Genomic DNA, 1,137 nt, shown 5'->3' on the forward strand with positions numbered 1-1,137 from the left:
TTCATCGTCAGCAACCGTTCGGTCGACCTCGCTGCGGAAGCAAAGCTGGTGAAGGACTGGATCCTCGAAGACGCCCCAGTTAAGCTGGATTGACCGACGTGGTACGGGCGCAAGCTGCGGATAGGGCTCGGTCAACCCTCTTAAAAAACCGGGTGCGAGAGGTGCCACCCGCCCGGAACTGTGGAGACGACCGTCAGCTTCGCCAATCCCTCGGTGTCTTGCCGAAAATTTCACGAAAGCACTTCGAGAAATGGGACGATGAAACGAAGCCACAGGCGACTGCTATCTCCAGAAATGGCATGTTTGTCTGCTCGATCAGGCGTTTGGCCCGCTCGAGCCTCAGTCGCGCGTAATACCGCATTGGTGAGCAGGAAACGTAGCGTTCGAATAGCCTTTCGATCTGACGGCGCGAAAGTCCGACGCACTTTGCAATATCGTAGAGGGAAAGTGTGTCTTCGACGTGCTGCTCCATCAGGCGGATGACTTCGGCGACCTTCTTGCTTAAACTCGTATACTGAGCGCCGGTCGACCATTGCCTGTCGGAACCTACCCGCCACTGGCCAGCGGTCGTATGTCTGCAAACGGCTGATGCGCTGTCTACGCCGCAGTAATCGGAAATCAGATCCATCGCCAGATCAAATGACGCGAGCTCACCCGCGCAGGTCACCACATCCCCATCTCGAACAAACAGACTGTCGGCGACCTGGAGACGACCAAAAGTCTCGGAAAGCGCGGTCAGCTTTTCCCAGTGGATCGTGCAGGCAGTGTCGTCGTTAAGAATGCCATTCTCGGCGAGCAGCCAAGTAGCAGTCCCGAGCGCCGCGATCGGAATTCTGTGCCGCCTGCTTAGGCGGAGGAGCTTTATGAGCGAGGTCGACGCTTGGCCTTCGACCGTATCGCCGGCGCAAACCAGAATCATGGCTGGCCTGTCGCCACTCCGGAGGTCCGTCGCCACACTGGCGAACGTCTTGTGAGCTAATACAGAAATGCCACTTGCGGATCCAACCGGCCCTCCGTCCGAACTCGAAACCGCCCATCTAAAGAGAGTGCGCTCCGAGACAGAGTTGGCGACTCTAAGCGGATCAATGAACGATGATAGAGATAATTGCGAAAATCCGGGTACGAGCAGTATGACAA

General features: G+C 56.8%; 1 protein-coding gene. It reads right to left on the reverse strand.

Annotation, left to right across the window (positions count from 1 at the left end; translation table 11 throughout):
- Positions 1 to 193 precede the first annotated feature (193 nt).
- A partial coding sequence (locus EN749_RS36095) for a GlxA family transcriptional regulator (protein ID WP_145991190.1) occupies positions 194 to 1,137 on the reverse strand: 944 nt, incomplete at its 5' end.

Origin of the sequence: Mesorhizobium sp. M7A.F.Ca.ET.027.02.1.1 (assembly GCF_004022985.1) — a bacterium.
Classification (GTDB): Bacteria; Pseudomonadota; Alphaproteobacteria; order Rhizobiales; family Rhizobiaceae; genus Mesorhizobium.